Genomic DNA, 15,563 nt, shown 5'->3' with positions numbered 1-15,563 from the left:
GCTGTGCGCTGTGTCATTTTTTGAACGAGGCCCCTACCGATTCAGGCAGGGGCCGCCTGTTCGCTTACTTGCCCCAAATCTTTGCGTAAGCTTCGCGGTAGGGGCTGTCGGGATCGAACTGATTGCTGTCGCCCAGTTTTGCCAAGCCTTCCTCGGTCACCAATGCAGGCGACGTGACATAGCCCGAGCATGGCTTGCCCTGAATGGCGCGGTTCAGTTCATCGACCAATTGCCAGCCCTGCAGGTTCAGCGGCTCGGCCACTGTAATTGTCTGGTAGTTGCCGCTGCGGATACGTTGGAAAGCGGCCTCTGATCCATCACCAGCAGACCCAGCCTTCGGCCCATCTTCGGACGAGATACCGGCCGCAGCCAATGCAGGCCCCATGAAGTCGAAGTATAGATCATTGATCGCAAGCGCATGGGTCCACTGATCACCATATTTCTGCAACAGACTGGTAGTCAGCGGCCCCATCCGCGCCGAGGTATCGGCGATGGGCGTGTCGACATATTCAAGCACCGTACCGCCGGCAGCTTCGATGGTTTCCTTGATCCGGTCCGCTTTGTCGATGGCGATCTGATAGGTTGAATCGGTGAAGATGATGGCACCAACGCCATCGGCGCCGTCATCCATCGCCCATTCCGCGGCCACCTCAGAGACGGTCATGGCATCGGTCGAGACATTGGCGAAAATTCCTCCGGGTGCGTCACACCCGATCTTGGGGCCGGAATGCCAGGCCACCATAGGAATGCCTGCGTTCACCACGCCTTCCAGCGCGGCCTGCTGTTCAATGGCATCGAAGCCGTTGATGATAATCCCGTCAGGTTGCAAAGCCAGTGCCTGGCCAATGGCCCCGGTCCGGCCCTGAATAGAACCCGCACCGTCCAGAACGCGCACGTCCCAGCCAATGGTTCCGACAGCTTCCTCGACGCCATTGGTTACGCCCAGAATACCGCCGTTTTTCAGATCGCCCGCGACGACGACAATGGATTTGCCCTCGGCGGCTTTGGGTCCGCTGGTGGGGCCGTCGAACGCCGTCTCGGCGGTCACCGGAAGTCCTAAACCCGTCAGAAGCGCAGCAGCGGATACTGCCATGAAAGTCCGTTTCAGCATAATCTCCTCCCTTATGCTGTTTACTTGTTGGCGCCTTTGCGACGCTGAGCGTAACCGGCAATACCGATTGCAATCAGCAGCGTGACACCGTTGAACATCGGCTCGACCCAGAAGGATCCTCCGAATTGCTGAATGCCCGAGATGCCAACAGCCAGGATCGCGACACCCACGACTGTTCCCCAAACATTCACGCGTCCCGGCTTGATGGTCGTGGACCCAAGAAAGGCCCCAACCAAAGCAGGTAACAGGAATTCAAGACCGACCGAGGCTTGCCCGATCCGCAATTTCGACGCCAGCAACACCCCGGCAAAAGCCGTGATCAGCCCCGAAGACATGAAAGCGCCGATGACGAATTTCCGGGTCGGAATACCGTTCAGTTGAGCGGCGCGTTGATTGGCCCCAATCGCGTATAGGTACCGGCCAATCGGCGTGTATTCCAGGATCAGCCACATCGCGACCGTAATACCCAGGACATAAAACCCGGTGATCGGCAGGCCGAACACAAAGGTGCCGTTGATCGCGTAGAAACTATCCGGCAATGCGCCGACCATCTGACGCCCGCCGGTATGCCACAGCGCCAGAGCGTAAAGAACCGTGCCCGTGCCCAAGGTCGCAATGAAGCTGTCGATCTTGGCTACCTCGACCAGCAGTCCGTTCAGGAACCCGGTTAGCAAACCCAGCGATAGGACGATTGCCACAGCAATCGGCCATGGAATTCCAAACGTGGTTTGCAACGAGATAGCAAGGATATGCCACAGCACGATCCCGTATCCCACGGTTAGATCGATACGACCCGCCGCCATCGGAATCATCGCCCCCAGCGACAGAAGCGCGATAATCGCTTTGTCCGAGATAATCGCCCGCAGGTTCAGAAGCGTTGGGAAGGTGTTGGGCAGAAGGATCGAGAAAAGGATGATCAGAAAACCTGTCAGCAAAACTAGGCCATAGACCGGTAAGAACCTGAGGATCCTCGTCTTTAACGAAACATCTTTCAGCTCAGCCTTGGTTGGTTCCAGCGCATTGGATTCAAGCGATTGCATTCTCGTATTCCTTAACTCGCGACGGCGTTCGAGGCCGAAGCAGCTTGTATCAGGTTTTCAGTGGTCAGTTCGGTTCCGGTCAATTCGCGCACGATCTGACCCTGACTGAAGACAATGGCGCGATGGCAAATGGCTGCAACTTCCTCGAAATCGGTGGAAACGACGATGATGCCGACGCCTTCTTCCATTGCACGGTTCAACAGCGCGTAAATTTCTGCTTTCGCACCAACATCAACCCCCGCGGTCGGGTCTTCGCAGATCAACAGCTTGCGTTTGGTTTCCAGCCAGCGTCCGATGACCACCTTTTGCTGGTTTCCGCCCGACAAGCTTTCAATCGCCATGCTTTGATCATTGGGAGACAAGGCGACGTCCGCACCGATCCGGGTGGCGCTCTCTGTTTCAGCTTTGTGGCTCATGAACGACAACAGCGACCGCCCGATCGCGGCAGGGTTCAGGAACGTGTTCTCTCGGATGGTCAGTGACATGGCGACGGACTCTTCAGTTCTGTCCCGCGCAACCAGCCCGATCCCTGATGCCATCGCCGTTTGCGGCGTGCTCAGGTCAGGCGTTTCACCATGCAGGGTTATCTGGCCGCTAAACCCTTCCGACCCAAACAGCGCGCGCGAGACATTCTCATGACCCGCCCCGCGCAGCCCAACCAGCCCGACGATTTCATTTGTCTGCAACTGGAAACTGACGTTGTGCGCTGCTTCCATGTTCAGGCCAGACACCTCAAGCAACGTTGCACCCGGCGGCATGTCTGGTTTCATCACCTGCCGAGTCTTGCGGCCGACGATCATATAAACCAACTCTTCGGGTGTAGTGTGGTCAATGCTGCGCAGTCCGACCATCTCTCCGTCTCGTAGCACGGCAACCCGATCAGCAATCTGAAAAATCTCATCCAGCCGGTGCGATACATAGATCATACCGACACCTTGTTCCTTCAGTGGGCGCAAGGCTTCGAACAGTCGTTCGACCTCGTCCGCAGGTAGGGATGCGGTTGGTTCATCCAGCACCAGATAGTCACAATCCACGGCCAAAGCGCGGGCAATCGCGACGAGAGACTTCTCGGTCCGCGACAAGTCCTGAACCCGCGTGGTCGGATCGAATTCACATCCCACCTTGTCCAGCGCGTCCTGTGCAAAGCTCTCCACGGATTTCCAATTGATCAAACCGCCCTTTCGCGAATAGCCCAGAGCAAGCGCAATGTTCTCGGCCACGGTCATCCATTCGATCATGCCGAGATCCTGATGGATAAACGCCACGGACTGACGCTCGCCGAACCCACCTGGACGATGTTCGTAGGGTTCACCGTTGATCAGAACCCGCCCTTCATCCGCTTTGTGAATTCCGCCAAGGATTTTGATGAGGGTCGATTTCCCGGCTCCGTTTTCTCCCAGTAGGGCAACAATCTCTCCGCGTTCGACATTCAGTGACACGTCACGCAGCGCATAGGTGCCTCCGAAATGCTTCTTTATCCCGTCAAAGAACAGATTGTTTTGTGCAGTGCCGGGCACGGCTGTCTCCTCCTGGACTTGGGTCACCCTGATGCTCCTCAACATCGTATTGAGTTACCCGTAACGTTACGCTAGCATTCGCACAGACCCGCCCATTGTCAATAAAAAAGAGTTACCCGTAACGTAAATGAGCAGCGACACTGATAAATCAAATAAAAACAATAAAGTAAGCCTTGCCGAGGTAGCGAAAGCTGCGGGTGTGTCCAAGATGACGGCCAGCCGAGTCTTGCGCGACGAGGGTGGGTTTTCGGAAAAAACACGCGCGAAGGTTATGGCCGAGGTGGACAGGTTGGGCTACCTACCGAATCGGCTAGCGACGGTTTTTGCGGGCGACAAGAAGTCCACTTTTGTCGGGGTCAGCATCCCTGAACTGGGCAATGAAATCTTCGCGCAGGTTCTGGAGGGCATCGACCGTAAACTCGGCGCGTTCGGACACCAGACTGTACTGGGCCTCACCGAGCATGAAATCGATCACGAGGAAAAATGGATCGAGACCGTGCTGTCCTGGCAACCTGCCGGGCTGATTATCACGGGCCGCTCGCATAGTCAGAAGGCGATCCAAATGCTACGCGGCGCGGGTATCCCGTTGGTAGAAATCTGGGACTTCAATTCCAGCCCTTTGGATATGTGCGTCGGACTTAACCATTTCGACAGCGGTTATAGTATGGGTCGCTATTTGGCCGGGATGAACTACCAGAAATTCGGCTATGTCGGCACCTCTCATGACGTGGCAAACGCGGCAACCGCACGTCTAAACGGCTTCTCCAAAGCCATCGAAGATGCAAACGGACGTCTCGAAAAACAATTGCTGCTGAAGGACACGCCAGGCTTTTATACCGGATTTTACGGCACCGAGCAGCTGCTTGCGTCCCACCGCGATATCAAGGTCATTTTCTATCAGAACGACAACATGGCGATTGGTGGACTGCATTACGCCCAGAAAATCGGATTAAGCGTTCCGGATGACATCGGCATCGCCGGATGGGGCGATTTACCGATTTCAGCGATACAACCTTATCGGCTGACGTCAATTGCGGTGCCCCATCTGAAAATTGGCCAGATTGCAGCGGAAATGGTTCTGGCCCAAATCAACGGCGAACCAACCAAGTCCACGACTGATGTCGGGTTTCGACTAATTCCCGGGAGTACAGTAAGGAAGTCGCGGCCGACTGAGTAAACACTGCAACGATACGAGGAACGCATGCCAGTAACCCCGGCCCTTTGCTGCCGTTAGGCATGGCCAATGATGCTGCGAGGCAGCCCAAAAAATCGACCATTCACCGCATATGGAGAACAGGGCAACTGGGTTCGCGCCTGCTATTTCTCCTTAACCAGAAAAATGGCAGGTCCAGAGTTAGAACCAGTTCGAAACCGAAACTCAGAGACCAGTAGACGGTTCAAAGCTGTGCAGCTCGAAAGTACTCTTTCCATCGGCGCTGAACTTCCGGACTGAGTCCCCGACACGCAGCACTGTCATGCAGCGATAACGCCCCTTGTCGGCGGCCATGGAAACGCAAACCTTGTCTGTATCGGTGATGGCAAATGCGCCGGCACCGCTCCATCCACCGTTCACAAGCTCTCCGCTCACGACATTGTTCGGGTCATAGAAAAAGCGAAATCGCTTCTCTCCCGACGTGGCTGTCACAGTATTTCCGATCAGTAGCTCTGCGATCTGATCGGCATTGAGGCGCTCGGCACCGTTGTTCAATGCCGCATCAAGATCCGTTTCAGCGAATGCCATGCTTCCCGCCAGAGCGAAGGCGGCAGCCATGCAAAGTGTTTTTAGTTGTGCCATATCGTGTCTCCTTTTTGCTTCAGATAACGTTACGGAGCGCTAACCCCCGAAAATGCTACGCCCGGCGAACACGCCGGGCTTGATCGGATGCTGATTTTTTCTGACATTCATCTGACAATCCGCAAACTTCGTTGAGCCAAAGACATGGCGGAGTGTAGGTTTCAGTATGTACCGTTTTTTAGAGTTCCAACTTGATCCGACACAGGGATTGAAACGCGGTGGCGAACCGGTTGCTCTGGAACCTCAGGCCCTTCAATTGCTGGAATTTCTCGTCAGGAACCGAGACAGGATTGTTAGCAAGCAAGAGATTATTGACGAGATTTGGGCTGGCGCAGCGATCACGGACGCGGCGCTGAACACGCGCATTCGGTCCGTGCGCAAAGCCTTGGGCGATTCTGCGGCAAGCTCAGACTACATCAAGACCTTTCCAAAGCGCGGGTTCCAATTTGTGGCTCCGGTTGCATCGGACGACCCGCCTGAGCGTATTGCCCAGGCGCCCAAACGTGGCGTTTTTGTTGCGGGTGTGCTGTTCGCTTTGGCAGTCGCTATGCTGTCGCTCTCCATATTTGCCGACCGGCAGCGATTGCCGGACACCGGAAAACCCTCTTTGGCCATTGTGCAGTTTGACAATATCGGGGACGAAAGAACGGGTCAGTATTTCGTCGATGGTCTCACCGACGACCTGATCGCGCATTTGTCGCGCAACCGGGAGTTGTTCGTTGTGTCCCGCGCAACGATGTTCTCTTACGCGAAGGATCACGCAACCCCGATCGAAATCGCGCGCGACCTCGGGGTTGGCTATGTGGTCCGCGGCAGCGTCCGCCGCGCCGATGGTCAGATGCGCGTCAGCGGAGAACTTATTGATGTCGACAGTGCCCAAACCATCTGGGCCGAGGTTTTTGATCGTCAGGTAACGGATGTCTTTGAGGTTCAAGACGAGATCAGCCGGGCCATCGTGGGCCAGTTGTTGCCTGAGATATATCAGTCCGGCGAAGCACGGTCGCAGGAAAAACCGACCGAAGACATGGGTGCATGGGATCTGTATTTGCGCGGTCGGGCGCGGCAGGCAGTGTTTTCGCAGGAGGCTCAGCACGACGCAGTGACGTTTGCACAGTCTTCCATCGCAGCGGATCCGGAATTCGCGGCAGCACACAGCCTGTTGGCCCGCGCGCTGGGAACGATATTCTTCTTTCAGTGGTCAGATACTCCTCAGGACACGTTGATTGCCGCTACTGAGGCGGCCAAGAGAGCAATTGAACTGGACGATCAGGACGCACAGGCACATGCGGCTCTTGGCTATATCTACCGCTTTACAGGAGAGGCCGATCCAGCCATCGCAAATCTCGAACGCGCTGTCGCGCTCAACCCCAATGATGCGCGTATACGGCTGGAATTGGCGCATACCTATGATTGGTTCCGCATGCAGGACCGCGCCCTGCCCGAGATAGAGATGGCGATCCGGTTAAGCCCGCGCGATCCGATGTTGCAAAACATGTACTTCTACCAGGGTCACATCTTGTTTCATCTGGGACGCTACGAAGAAGCGCTGGACGCAGCCCGGCAGTTGGGCGCGGTGGCAACAAGCAATACTTGGCGACTGTTTCATCACCTGTTAAGCGCGGCAACTCTTGCCGAGATGGGCAAACAAGACGATGCCCAAGAGGCCGTTAACGATGCGCTTGAGATCAACCCCAAACTGTCCATCTCAGCGATGCGCAGGCAATTCGCTGGATCAAAAAACCACCCCGAAAACCGACGGATCTGGTTGGCTAGTTTGCAAAAGGCGGGCGTGCCCGAATAAGAATCGGGGCCAGACTTGGCGCTACCCTATGCCTTACCGCGCCCTATCGGTTAGCCTGCACTATCCTGAAGCGGGGCAAACTGACCTTCGGGCATGTCAACAGCTCTGTAGGCTTCCACGAAAGGCTGGATGTGTTCGTCGGGGCGCGCAAAGCGCCGATACATCCAGACAATGTCAGCAATTTTTATACCCGGACGAATTTTGTTTAGCCTGTCCCGCGCGGAAATGGCGGCGTCGCGCGGACCCAGTTCAGCCAGAATCGCAACCTCGATGGACACCGACCACCAAATATCCGGCTGAGCTCCCTTGCGATAGGTGCTCAGCGCTGTTTCATAATCTCCGTTCAGGAAATGATACTCGGCCAGCGCCTGATACCAGTTCGGGTCTGCTGCATTTGGATCAAGCGCAATTGCATTCTCAACAAGAGCGGCGCCCAATTCCAGACGCCCGGACCAAATGAATTCATAGCCGATCTGCCCTTGAAGATACCGATCTGTCCCCAATGCCAGCGCTGTTTCGGCGGACGAAAAGAACCCGTCAAGATCGCGCTGTATCTGTAACACAAGCGCCAGAAGAAAATGAGCGCGCGCAGAATACGGGTTGAGCGACACCGCGTTCCGCGCTGCCTCTTCCGCGCGTTGGATTTTCTCATCCTGTGTTCCTGGATACAGCCCGGTAAACAGCTTCACATCTGTCAGCAGTGCCTCGGCCAATTGCGCCCACCCGCGCCAATACTCAGGTTCGTCTTCGACAACCCGCAGGATACAGCCGCGGACGCGCTCTTGCATATCTCGTCGGTTCAGAAAACCAACGCGCAGCAGGGAGCATTCATAAGACGAGAGATATTCCGGAGGTTTCGCACGCGCATGACCTGCGTGAATGCGCTTGATCGCCCCGCCCGCGTCACCCACAGCCGAGGCTACTTTTTCTGTAATGCTCAGTTGAACGTCCAGAATATTTGAAGCCGTGAGACTTTCGTCATACGCCCCGGACCAGACCTGAAGCCCCGAGCTTGTGTCTATCAGTCGCGCTGTTACGCGCAGACGATCTGCAACCTGCCGTACAGAACCTTCCAGCACATAGTCCGCGCCGAACTTCTGTCGGATACTGCGCAGATCACTTTCGTCCGGTCCGACGGAATGGGTGGATTGGCGGGACAGTACGTTGAGGTCCTGGTAGCTCCCCAGCTCAACAATGATGTCTTCGCCAATGCCAATAGCCAATAAATCGCGGGCGTCCGTATTGCTGAGGTTTTGAAACGGCAGAACCGCAACGGTCGGACCTGTAGGCTCTGTCAACAAAGCAGCTTCATCAAAGGTCATGGCATCAAGCGGCTCGTGATCAAAGCCGATCCACCACGTTAACAAGCTCATAACGCCCAGACCTACTAAAACCGATGCACCGGCCATCAATGGAAGTTTGTTTGATCGCCATTTGGGTATGGGCGCACTGTCGGTTATGACACGGAAAACCCGAACCGGTTTGGCGATGTTTTTCAGGTTTTTCAGACCCAGATCCTCAAATCCGGCATCTACCTTGCCCGCTGCCTGCTGTGCGACACTCTCAGAAACTGCGACACCGCCTGGGTCAGCCAGACTTTCAATGCGGGAGGCAACATTCACCCCGTCACCATAGAGGTCCCCATCAGCGATCATGACATCACCGAGGTTTATCCCGATCCGAAGCTGCAACCGCGACCCGTTGGCAAGTGTCGGAGCAGCCTCAGTCATTGCCCGCTGTATCTCGACGCCACAAGCTACGGCATCGACCACCGAAGTGAATTCCACAAGAGCACCATCCCCCATTAACTTGACGAGGCGCCCGTGGCTTTTTGTAATTGCGGGATCAAAAATCTCTGAACGCAGAGTTTTGAGGGCGGACAATACCCCTGCCTCGTCGCTTCCCATCAACGACGAATACCCAACGACATCGGCAGCCATGATCGCGGCGAGTCGGCGCTGCATAGGACCCTCCTGATCGCATTCTAACGGATGTCACGAAATCTCGACAATGCACGCCCTTCAGGTAATCCAACTAATTTGGTTGTCACGGCATAGACTAAATGTCAGCTTCACCTCGACGGCTCCCACTATTTGCGCCCGCAACGAAAGTCAGCCTTCCGCCTCTGTGGTATAAGCGAAGTCCCGGAAACAGCCTTTGGATGCGACAGGGATGCGTTCTGGCGCCAACGAGATTTTGAGGTTCAATGCTCGCATGGATATAGCGTTAGGGAACTTCTTCATTGGGCAGAAAGTGCCTGCCAAATGTTGCCTTCAATGTGGAAGTGTTTCTAGAGGCGTGTAACCAAGGTCACGCATTCAGAAGCCCGTATAACAGCGGTATAGAGCCAATTCCTCGCATATTTGTCGAAGATGTGACTTTCGTCCTCTATAATCACGTGGCCTCACTGGCTGCCTTGGGCTTTATGAACTGTCAACGCATAGCCATATTTAAACTGCTGAGAATTTTTTCGTTCCTGGTCCACATCCAATATCCCATCGATCTCAAGACTCCAGTCCGGTACCACACGGCTGTTGCAATAAGCACCGTATTTCAACGGTTTCCCTTAACGAGTGTCTGTCGCCAGCCGTAGGACCGGGCTGTCCTTGGCATGACTGCGGATTTCGGGCAGCATGGCGCCAGGCTTGGCGTTGGTGAAGTAACTCTCGCCGTCCACCGCCGGCAGCTGCTCAAGATCACCAAGTGCGAGGATGGGAGTTCCGAAAGACATCAGGTCACGCGCTAAGTTTACATCAACCATTGAGCACTCATCGAGCACAATCAAGTCCGCATCCGCTGCTGCACTATCCGGACCGAGGTAGAAACTGAATTAACTATTCGGTCCCTGCACAGCCTTATAGATCAGACTGTGGATGGTGGAACCTACTGCTGAACTGGCTACTGACGGGTCAGGTCAACAGTGGATCAGTTAATGCGAAAGGACAGAGACAGATTGAGTTGCTTGCCCGGATGGAGGGTCGTCAGGTGGCGGCAGTAGCCTAGTGCCGTTTGACATAACTTCGGAACAGACGTTCCAAACTCGTAGAGAGGCCGCCCTGCGCGGCCTTTCGCGTTTCTGGACAGGGCGTCCGTCTAAGTTTGGGCACATGACTGAGTGGTACGTCAGCAACCGCTAGTGCGTGTAATGCAATGCAAAGAAAGCGGCGGAGCGAGATCGGAAAAGACGAGCAGCCTATCCATCATGTCGTATGTTTCGGTCTGTGCAGCACCGGTCTGGCCAAGCACTAAAGCGGCGGCCTGCCCATCCGAAGTGGTCGGTTGATCTCTGGAAACCTTAAAACAACACCTTGAGGTCCAGTTCTCGGACGGCATGTCATGGTATCGGTATGGTCAATGTGAGGTGGACCACTTTATACCTCTTTCGTCTGCCCGGTCTTTGGAACACCTCATCGAACTCTGCCACGACTGCAATCTTCAACCACATTGGATGCGGGACAACCTAGCAAAGGGCGGGATGTAAACCTCGCCCGTGCGGGATGTCATCTGTTTTCTTTCGGTAAGCTCGCAATAATCTAACGCGAATAAAACCCGTCACGTAGTTCTTGCCTTAAGCGCAGACGCTCGGGGTATTCTTTCAGGAATAGTTCGGGTGGTTTGCCCTCCCAAACTTGCGCATAAACTCGCATCTTGTTACCGCCATAAATCTTCGCAAGGTCCTCATTGGAATAACCCCTGGCCCAAAGGTCATCGGTAATCGCCGCAAGAATTTTGGCAAGTTCACCGTTGCCAGTGGCCCCTTTGTTGAACGCATCGATCATGTAGCCGCCATCATCGTACATGCTCGCGTTTGCAGTTGCGAACTGTACGACCAGTTCGAGCGAGAACATATCATCGGTTGCGATCCCAACATGGTCGACCCCGACAAGCTGGACATAGTAGTCGATCATATCAGCAGCTTGCTCGGGCGAGATATCCTCAGGCCAAACACCGTCCATCATCCATTCGGTGAAGGTCGGAGAAATGTAACCACCTGATTTGGCCGCACGTAATGCTTCGTCGTCGGGAATGGCCCGATAACAACCGCGTGGCGTGGCGTTAGGTTCATTCGCATAAAGCCCAGCTGGGACAGAGAGCGTACAGACATATGGCACGCCGGGATAGTTTTCATCCATGTAGTCCATGGCGTCGTTGGCCGTTTTTGAACCCGTGTGGCTTAGGTCGAGCAGGATGCCGAACCGTACCATTTCATCGATGACTGACTTCCCCCAAGGCGTCAGACCAATGTCGCGGCCGTTATAGGCCGCCAACTGCCCAGAACCAGTGCGGAAAATGTCATTGTAAGCAAGGATCATGCTTTTGATCCCCATATCCTTGAGCACTGCCATTTTCCTTAGATCGCCGTCCAGAATCGTGGCAGTTTGGCTGTTCCAAATGACCGCCGTTTTTCCCTGTATATGGGCAGCCTCAATATCGCGGGTTTCATTCACGATGAGGTAGTTTTCCGGTTGCTGGGCCATGGCAGCGCGAAAGTGGTAATGCTGATCAAGAAAGGTATCGAAAGACATATCCGCAGCGGCCAGCGTCATCTCGTGTCCCGTAATGCCGTTGTCCCGGGCACGTGCGAAGTAAGTGTGAAGCTGCTCGTCTTCGGTCCAACCGGTGCCATACGGGCTGGCCAACATGCCGAGGACAATTGTGTCCTGCACAAACTGCTTCGCCTCTTCTGACGCCTCCCACGTCTTGCTTTCCTCGCTCGCGTGTAATGCGCAAGCAAAAGTGATCGCTATGGCGCTCACGGCCAACAGGGTCCTCATAACAGAGCCTCCTCAGCTGTTTTGTTTTGCCACCGCATGAGACCCCCTCAGAAAACGATCCGGGTTCTGAGGCCGAACAGTGTGATGTTGTCCTGAGTGGGGTTCAGCAGCGGGTTGGAAATGAACTGCAGTGATGGCGTGATCTGCAGCCCGGGCGAGATTGAAAACCGGTAGAATGCTTCGACCGTGAATTGGTCACCGTCTATGCCTCTTGCCTCGGCCCAATTCAGGCCCAGGCCGGCCAAATCGGTATTGCGACCATAGTAGCCCAGACCTGCAGAGATAGACCGGTCATAAAGCGCTGCGGTCCCCTTTGAGGCCCCAGCCCGAAAGAACGGCATCCACTTATTGTCAACGAACCATGCGGCAGAGAACGCTGCGCCGTAATCTTCCGCTCGACTGCCATCGTCAGCCGCATCCGCATGCCAAAGGGTCAAATGGATGTTGTCGAAGTAGATGCGATCAAAGCCGGAGGTGTACCCAAGTTCGAGTGATTTGAAGAGGTTGCCATCGCTAAACACATCAAAGTTTGGATCGGACGGGTCGGCGTTTGCGTCTGATACGCTGGCAACGGCGTAGAGGTTCTCGCTCAGCTTTACCCCACCGGCAATACCAAGTCCTTGGTTGGGCGTGTTAATTGTCGGATTGGTATTGAAAGACAGATTTTGGAAACCACTGTAGGGGCTTACCAATCCATAAATATCCACAAAGTCTGTTACATCAATCTGCCCGACTTGCAGCGTCCACGAACCGTTCTCGGCCCTTTGGGTCCAGAACAGGTTAGTCAATAGCAGACCATTGTCGTTGAAGGCTGTTCCCGTGATTGAAAGGGCTCCGCCATCCAGCCCGAGAAACTGCGGAGCAATGTCCGTATAACTGTGCCGGTCTTCGATCTTGAATGTCAGGGAACCCCGTTCAGTTGCCTGCCAATTCCCGTAGAAACGCGCAATTCCGCTGGCCGCTTCGCCGGCTCCCAGATCCGCGTTCGTGGTTTGGCCCAACGCCAAGTAGTCTATGTTGAACCGAAACCCACCCTCAGCCAGTCGGTCTTTCCACTGAAACCAACCCGGTGCGATGTTGCGCGGAAAATCGGAACGGTATTGTGGGTCGGTCAGCCCATCTCCGGTCTCTAGATCAGCTTCGACCGAAGATGGACCGGATAATCCCTGAGCCGACGCTGCGCCAGCAAAGGCAATGCTCAATGCGGCAACCAAAAGTCTTATCATTCAGACGCCCTTGCCCCGCCGGTCTTGCGGTTGCCTGCCGCGCGGATGCGATCAGCTGCACGCTGCTTCCATTCCAGCCTGTCTGCCTCGGTTTCCAGAGTTTCGACACGTTCCGTTTCCAACTGGAAAGTCGCGTTCATCGGCATGAGGCCATCCACAACCATCATATTATGTACGGAAGGATCGATAGTCAGCTTACCGGTCAGCCGAACGGGTTCGTGGACATAGCTGGGCGTCCAGTCCCCGTTCAGCCGCACGCGGATCATCTGGTTCGGCGGAGGCGGAGGCATATGACTGCACATCCCTCGTTCGGGCACCAAATACGCAACAGGCCGCCCGTCCGGATCACTCGGAGCAGGAATGGCAAAGCCCGCCAGTGTGATTGTTTGACCGTCGAATTGTGGATTTCCGTTGGTCCCAGCCTTTCTCCGACGTTCCGTTACCACCTCCCGCTGATCGAGTAGCCAGTCGATATCAATTCCATCAGCTGCCAAGGCATCCTCAGTCTCGACTAAAAGCGCTTGCCACTTTTGCCGCTCGTCTTCACTGCCATCATTCTGCTGTAGCCTGCCACGCAATCGTACGACGTAGAGGACATCGTCGAATTGTTCGGGGCTGAGATCACGGTAGGGGTCGTCAAAAACCTGCACGGATGGGTCCGGCAGGTCTGCCCAGTCAAGCATCGCGCCTGGTGCCGCCATGGCAAGAGCGCCGCACCATAATAATCCAGCGCATACTGCGAAAAGCAGCGAATGGCGCATGATCGCCAGCGGTTGCTCCGTGCGTATCATTCCAGGGTATCTTTGTAGATGATACCGTCTTTCATAATGACGTCGATCGTGTCGATTGGCGTCCACTCAGGGTCGGCATCAAACCAAGCCGTGTTGCCACCGATCACTGTGATATCTTCCAGTGGGTTGCCATCCACGAGAATGATATCCGCATAAGCGCCTTCCTCGATTACGCCAAGTTTTCCTTCTTTATAGGGGTTTCTGGGACCAGCCAGCGCAAGCATTTCACCTGCTATCGAAGTCATCTGTTTCAGCACTTCGAAGTTGCTGTCAAACGTTTGAGTACGCCACCAAATTTCGTAGCGACGAGCGCGCTCGGCATCAGCGTTGACACCCACGTAATCGGACGCAAAGACGACCTTTACGTTATTCTTGAGCAGGTTGCGGCCGAAATCAGCGTATTGCTTCCCAAGCTCCTGTACTAACGGAATCTTAGCCGGCGGCATCAGAGGGTTTTTGGCAAGATCGGGTGAAATTCCCCACATTTGCGGGACAACGTAGCCCCCTTCGGCTGCAATGCGCTGCATTGTCTCTTCCGAAAGGAAGAAAGCGTGCTCGAAGGTTCTGACACCACAATCGAGCAGTCGATGTACAGCGCGGTCTGTAAATACATGCGCGGCGACATAGGTACCCCAGTCTTTGGTGGCTTCAACAATCGCGCAGGTTTCTTCCACTGAGAATTGTGTCGTATCGATCGGATCGAAGCGAGACGAACCTCCGCCACCGGCCATGATCTTGATCTGCGTCGCCCCATTGCGGAGATTTAGGCGTGTGGCCTTCAATGCGTCAGGCACACCGTCAGCCACCATTCCGATCCCCATACGTTCAAAGTTCGATAGATCACTGGCGTCGTTGACGCTGAAACCGGCATCTGCCCTGTCACGAAAGTCACCATGTCCTGATGTCTGTGAAATGAAGGCTCCCGACGGATAGAGACGAGGTCCAGTGATAAGGCCACTGTCGACGGCCCTTGCTAGCCCGAAGGCTGGTCCACCCATATCACGCACAGAAGTGAAACCGTCCTGCAAGAATCTCTCCATTACAAGGACAGCGTTGTAGGACAGGTCAGTGATATCGCTGTCTCGCTCGATCACACCATAGTCATTATTGATCATGACATGCGCATGGCCGTCTATAAGGCCGGGCATCAAAGTACGCCCACTGCCGTCAATAACAGTAGCATTGGGGGCATCAATCGCATCGGTCGAGATGGCCTTGATCAGATTACCTTCGACCAGAACACTGGCGTTTTCGATGCGCTGTTCATTCACGCCATCGAAGATATGCACGTTAGTAAACAGCGTTTGGGGTTCTTCTTGATCCTGAGCTTGTGCAGACGTTGCAACTAAGAGACCTGCAGCGACAATTGACGCCGAGCAAAGCGACATTCGTAGACCGGACATGGGTACTCCCTTCATATTCATGTTCTGCCAACTGTAGTCCGGAAAGTTTTGCCTTGGTTGCCACTTTTGAATTAGGATGTTCGAATGTGATTATAAAAATGGCC

The 15,563-nt window shown here is 54.8% G+C and carries 12 protein-coding genes; 2 read left to right on the top strand and 10 right to left on the bottom strand.

The features are described 5' to 3' along the window. Positions 1-64: 64 nt before the first annotated feature. The 3 genes from GOW48_RS19245 to GOW48_RS19235 are packed head-to-tail and all read right to left on the bottom strand — an operon-like array spanning position 65 to position 3,695. Positions 65-1,111: a substrate-binding domain-containing protein gene (locus tag GOW48_RS19245; RefSeq protein WP_170755728.1), complete on the bottom strand. Its 1,047-nt coding sequence runs from the start codon at positions 1,109-1,111 to the stop codon at positions 65-67. 20 nt (positions 1,112-1,131) lie between these two features. Further along, complete coding sequence (locus GOW48_RS19240; protein ID WP_170356573.1) at positions 1,132-2,151, bottom strand: ABC transporter permease; 1,020 nt, start codon at positions 2,149-2,151, stop codon at positions 1,132-1,134. A gap of 11 nt (positions 2,152-2,162) precedes the next feature. Continuing rightward, complete coding sequence (locus GOW48_RS19235; protein ID WP_331251835.1) at positions 2,163-3,695, bottom strand: sugar ABC transporter ATP-binding protein; 1,533 nt, start codon at positions 3,693-3,695, stop codon at positions 2,163-2,165. Between the two features lie 100 nt (positions 3,696-3,795). Between GOW48_RS19235 and GOW48_RS19230 the strand changes: the two genes are divergently transcribed. Then, positions 3,796-4,845: a LacI family DNA-binding transcriptional regulator gene (locus GOW48_RS19230; protein WP_170755727.1), complete on the top strand. Its 1,050-nt coding sequence runs from the start codon at positions 3,796-3,798 to the stop codon at positions 4,843-4,845. Between the two features lie 201 nt (positions 4,846-5,046). On the opposite strand, the gene GOW48_RS19225 is transcribed toward GOW48_RS19230, so the two are convergent. Then, a complete protein-coding gene (locus tag GOW48_RS19225; protein WP_170755726.1) occupies positions 5,047-5,463 on the bottom strand; it encodes a hypothetical protein in 417 nt (138 codons plus the stop codon). Between the two features lie 166 nt (positions 5,464-5,629). Between GOW48_RS19225 and GOW48_RS19220 the strand changes: the two genes are divergently transcribed. Continuing rightward, positions 5,630-7,264 carry a winged helix-turn-helix domain-containing tetratricopeptide repeat protein gene (locus GOW48_RS19220; RefSeq protein ID WP_170755725.1) on the top strand — a complete coding sequence of 545 codons (1,635 nt, stop codon included), beginning with the start codon at positions 5,630-5,632 and terminating at the stop codon, positions 7,262-7,264. A gap of 50 nt (positions 7,265-7,314) precedes the next feature. On the opposite strand, the gene GOW48_RS19215 is transcribed toward GOW48_RS19220, so the two are convergent. The 6 genes from GOW48_RS19215 to GOW48_RS19190 form a co-directional block, all read right to left on the bottom strand. After that, positions 7,315-9,228: an adenylate/guanylate cyclase domain-containing protein gene (locus GOW48_RS19215; protein WP_170755724.1), complete on the bottom strand. Its 1,914-nt coding sequence runs from the start codon at positions 9,226-9,228 to the stop codon at positions 7,315-7,317. A 602-nt stretch (positions 9,229-9,830) separates the two neighbouring features. Beyond that, on the bottom strand, positions 9,831-10,025 hold the full coding sequence (locus tag GOW48_RS19210) for a hypothetical protein (RefSeq protein ID WP_170755723.1): 195 nt from the start codon (positions 10,023-10,025) through the stop codon (positions 9,831-9,833). Between the two features lie 772 nt (positions 10,026-10,797). Next, positions 10,798-12,039 carry a membrane dipeptidase gene (locus GOW48_RS19205; RefSeq protein WP_170755722.1) on the bottom strand — a complete coding sequence of 414 codons (1,242 nt, stop codon included), beginning with the start codon at positions 12,037-12,039 and terminating at the stop codon, positions 10,798-10,800. A gap of 47 nt (positions 12,040-12,086) precedes the next feature. After that, positions 12,087-13,265, bottom strand: coding sequence for a carbohydrate porin (locus tag GOW48_RS19200; protein WP_170755721.1), 1,179 nt, complete (start codon positions 13,263-13,265; stop codon positions 12,087-12,089). After that, positions 13,262-14,056 carry a DUF3299 domain-containing protein gene (locus tag GOW48_RS19195; RefSeq protein WP_234899523.1) on the bottom strand — a complete coding sequence of 265 codons (795 nt, stop codon included), beginning with the start codon at positions 14,054-14,056 and terminating at the stop codon, positions 13,262-13,264. Before GOW48_RS19195 ends, GOW48_RS19200 begins: the two co-directional genes overlap by 4 nt. After that, positions 14,053-15,459, bottom strand: a complete 1,407-nt coding sequence (locus GOW48_RS19190; RefSeq protein WP_214648684.1) for a metal-dependent hydrolase family protein — start codon at positions 15,457-15,459, stop codon at positions 14,053-14,055. The genes GOW48_RS19195 and GOW48_RS19190 overlap by 4 nt, the downstream gene beginning before the upstream one ends. Positions 15,460-15,563: the final 104 nt, after the last annotated feature.

Source organism: Ruegeria lacuscaerulensis (assembly GCF_013033355.1).
Taxonomy (GTDB): Bacteria; Pseudomonadota; Alphaproteobacteria; order Rhodobacterales; family Rhodobacteraceae; genus Ruegeria; species Ruegeria lacuscaerulensis_A.
This window is presented reverse-complemented; position numbering and strand designations above follow the sequence as displayed.

What these genes read in the sequence shown, in the direction of transcription:
- GOW48_RS19220 (WP_170755725.1), top strand. Translation starts at nt 5,630, where the DNA reads ATGTACCGTTTTTTAGAGTTCCAACTTGATCCGACACAGGGATTGAAA.
- GOW48_RS19210 (WP_170755723.1), bottom strand. Translation starts at nt 10,025, where the DNA reads ATGGTTGATGTAAACTTAGCGCGTGACCTGATGTCTTTCGGAACTCCC.
- GOW48_RS19240 (WP_170356573.1), bottom strand. Translation starts at nt 2,151, where the DNA reads ATGCAATCGCTTGAATCCAATGCGCTGGAACCAACCAAGGCTGAGCTG.
- GOW48_RS19205 (WP_170755722.1), bottom strand. Translation starts at nt 12,039, where the DNA reads ATGAGGACCCTGTTGGCCGTGAGCGCCATAGCGATCACTTTTGCTTGC.
- GOW48_RS19200 (WP_170755721.1), bottom strand. Translation starts at nt 13,265, where the DNA reads ATGATAAGACTTTTGGTTGCCGCATTGAGCATTGCCTTTGCTGGCGCA.
- GOW48_RS19215 (WP_170755724.1), bottom strand. Translation starts at nt 9,228, where the DNA reads ATGCAGCGCCGACTCGCCGCGATCATGGCTGCCGATGTCGTTGGGTAT.
- GOW48_RS19245 (WP_170755728.1), bottom strand. Translation starts at nt 1,111, where the DNA reads ATGCTGAAACGGACTTTCATGGCAGTATCCGCTGCTGCGCTTCTGACG.
- GOW48_RS19230 (WP_170755727.1), top strand. Translation starts at nt 3,796, where the DNA reads ATGAGCAGCGACACTGATAAATCAAATAAAAACAATAAAGTAAGCCTT.
- GOW48_RS19225 (WP_170755726.1), bottom strand. Translation starts at nt 5,463, where the DNA reads ATGGCACAACTAAAAACACTTTGCATGGCTGCCGCCTTCGCTCTGGCG.
- GOW48_RS19190 (WP_214648684.1), bottom strand. Translation starts at nt 15,459, where the DNA reads ATGTCCGGTCTACGAATGTCGCTTTGCTCGGCGTCAATTGTCGCTGCA.
- GOW48_RS19195 (WP_234899523.1), bottom strand. Translation starts at nt 14,056, where the DNA reads ATGATACGCACGGAGCAACCGCTGGCGATCATGCGCCATTCGCTGCTT.